This is a genomic window from Dietzia sp. DQ11-44, assembly GCF_014145205.1.
Taxonomy (GTDB): Bacteria; Actinomycetota; Actinomycetes; order Mycobacteriales; family Mycobacteriaceae; genus Dietzia; species Dietzia natronolimnaea.
This window is the reverse complement of record NZ_JAALEC010000359.1, coordinates 1-2571: the sequence shown is the minus strand read 5'-3', so window position 1 is coordinate 2571 and position 2571 is coordinate 1. Positions and strand designations below refer to the sequence as shown.

The following is a 2571-nucleotide window of genomic DNA, read 5'->3' as shown; positions in this document are numbered from 1 at the left end:
TCCGTCGACCCCGCCCACCGCGCCGCCTACCAGGACCTCTTCGCCGCCCGGCGGGTCGCCAAGTCCTATCTGGCCGTGGCCCCCGCGCCGGAGGGGACGCCGCACGTCCGTGAGCGGTCCAGCCGGATCGTCAAGACCCGCGGGGTGCTGCAGGCCGCCGAGGTGGACGGCCCCCCGGACGCCCACACCCGGATCACCCTGCTCGAGGTGCGTGAGCCCGACCCGGGCGGGTCGGCCACGCCGCTCGGCCTGTACCGCCTGGAGCCCTCCACCGGGCGTACGCACCAGCTCCGCGTCCACATGAACGCGCTCGGCACGCCGATCCTCGGCGACGACCTGTACCCGCGGGTGCGGACGATCACCCCTGGCGACTTCTCCCACCCGCTGCAGTTGCTCGCGGAGACCATCGGGTTCACCGACCCCGTCTCCGGTGCCGAGCGCCGATTCAGGACCCGCAGGTCGCTCGAGGCGTGGCCGTCCGGGAAGGCCCGGGCGAAAGATCCGGGCCATCCCCCATCGGCACCCGCTCCGAACTCCTGCATGCTTTAGGTCGACCACCACGATCCAGGGGAGCAGATGACCACGCAGGCCGAGACCCAGCACCGGGCGGAGGGCGCGGAGCTCGCAGCCGTCGCCACCGACCTCGTCATGACCTACGGCGAGGGCGAGACCGAGGTCCGCGCGCTGGACCACGTCAGCGCCTCGTTCGAGCGCGGACGGTTCACCGCGATCATGGGCCCGTCCGGCTCGGGAAAGTCCACGCTCATGCACTGCATGGCCGGCCTGGACCGGCCGACCTCGGGTTCGGTGCGCGTGGGTGACACGGAGATCGTGGGCCTGGCGGACAAGGAACTCACCGCGCTGCGCCGCGACCGGATCGGGTTCGTATTCCAGTCCTTCAACCTCGTCCCCACCCTGACCGCCGAGGAGAACATCACGCTCCCGCAGGACATCGCGGGCCACGCCATCGACCGCGCGTGGTTCGACGAGGTGATCGGGCGGCTGGGGATCGCCGACCGCCTGTCCCACCGCCCCTCGGAGCTGTCCGGCGGTCAGCAGCAGCGCGTCGCCTGCGCGCGTGCGCTGGTGGGGCGCCCGGACATCCTGTTCGGCGACGAGCCCACGGGAAACCTCGACTCCACCTCGTCGGCGGAGGTGCTGTCGATCCTGCGCAGTGCGGCGGACGACTTCCAGCAGACCGTCGTCATCGTCACCCACGACCCGCGTGCCGCGACCTACGCCGACCGCGTGCTGCTGCTCGCCGACGGCCGGGTCGTGCGTGAGCTCTCCCATCCCACGTCCGACGAGATCCTGGCGGCCATGGGCGCGCTCGAGGAGCGGTGATGGCCGCCCGCCACGCCGCTGGTCACGCCCCCAGCCATTCCCGGCCCATGCTCCGGGTCTCTCTCCGCAACATCGCCGCGCACAAACTGCGCCTGGTCCTGTCCGTCCTGGCCGTGGTGCTGGGCACCGCGTTCGTCACCGGGTCGCTCGTGTTCACCTCGACCCTCAAGAGCACGTTCGACGGCCTGCTCGACCAGGGCACGCAGGATCTGTCCGCGATGATCGAACCCGATGACCCCCGGGGCGCCGGGGTGCCGTTCGAGGTCGCCGACCGCGCGCTCGGACTGCCGGGCGTCGAGGCCGTCACCCCCGGGGTGACCGGCACCGTGGTGATGTTCAACTCCGACGGCACGCCCTATCAGTCGGGTGGCGCCCCGTCGGAGGGGCTGGAGTGGGTCGAGCCCGACCAGGCCGTCGGGAGCAGCAGCTGGATCTCGGACGGGCGCGCTCCGGCCGCGGACGGCGAGGTCGTCCTCCCCGAGTCGGTGCTGGACAACGCGGGACTTGAGATCGGCGACTCCGCGCGGGTGTACACCACCTCCCAGGGGATGATCGACGTCACGGTCGTGGGCTCGTACTCCTCGGAGACCGACGTCGGCGGCTACGTCGGGGTCGGCTTCACCTCCGCACAGGCCCGCGCCCTGTTCACCGACGGGGAGAACGCCACCAACGTGGCCGTCCGCGCGGTCCCCGGCGTGAGCCAGGAGGAGATGCGCGACACGCTCGCCGCCGAGTTCCCCGAGTACGAGGTGAGCACGGGCGAGGAGGTCAAGGAGAGGCTCTCCGAGCAGCTGTCGACCATCCTGGACTTCGTCAACTACTTCTTCGTGGCCTTCGGCCTGATCGCGCTGCTCGTCGGCACGTTCATCATCTACAACACCTTCTCCATGCTGGTCGCACAGCGGCTCCGCGAACTCGCCCTCTTGCGGGCGATCGGCGCGACCCGCGGCCAGCTCACCCGGTCCGTGCTGGCCGAGGCCGCGCTGACCGGACTGGTCGGGTCGGCGATCGGCGTGCTGGCCGGGTTCGGACTGGCCCGGGTCATCTTCGCCGTACTCGACGCCTTCGACCTGGGGATCCCCTCAGGGGCCCTGGCACTCACCCCGATGTCCGTCATCACCCCGCTGGTGCTGGGCTTCGTCGTCACCGTGTTCTCCGCCTGGGCGCCCGCCCGGCGCGCCGGACGCGTCGCCCCGGTCCAGGGCATGCGGGTCGGGGCCGCCTCCT

3 protein-coding genes are annotated in these 2571 nt (G+C 71.6%); all 3 read left to right on the top strand.

The genetic code is table 11. The annotated features are described in order from the left end of the window. Positions 1–549 (top strand): pseudouridine synthase (locus G6018_RS09585; protein WP_241732032.1); only part of this gene is annotated, 549 nt, incomplete at its 5' end. Positions 550–576: 27 nt separating this feature from the next. Next, on the top strand, positions 577–1344 hold the full coding sequence (locus G6018_RS09580; RefSeq protein ID WP_179523574.1) for an ABC transporter ATP-binding protein: 768 nt from the start codon (positions 577–579) through the stop codon (positions 1342–1344). Beyond that, positions 1344–2571 (top strand): FtsX-like permease family protein (locus G6018_RS09575; RefSeq protein WP_241732031.1); only part of this gene is annotated, 1228 nt, incomplete at its 3' end. The genes G6018_RS09580 and G6018_RS09575, both read left to right, overlap by 1 nt.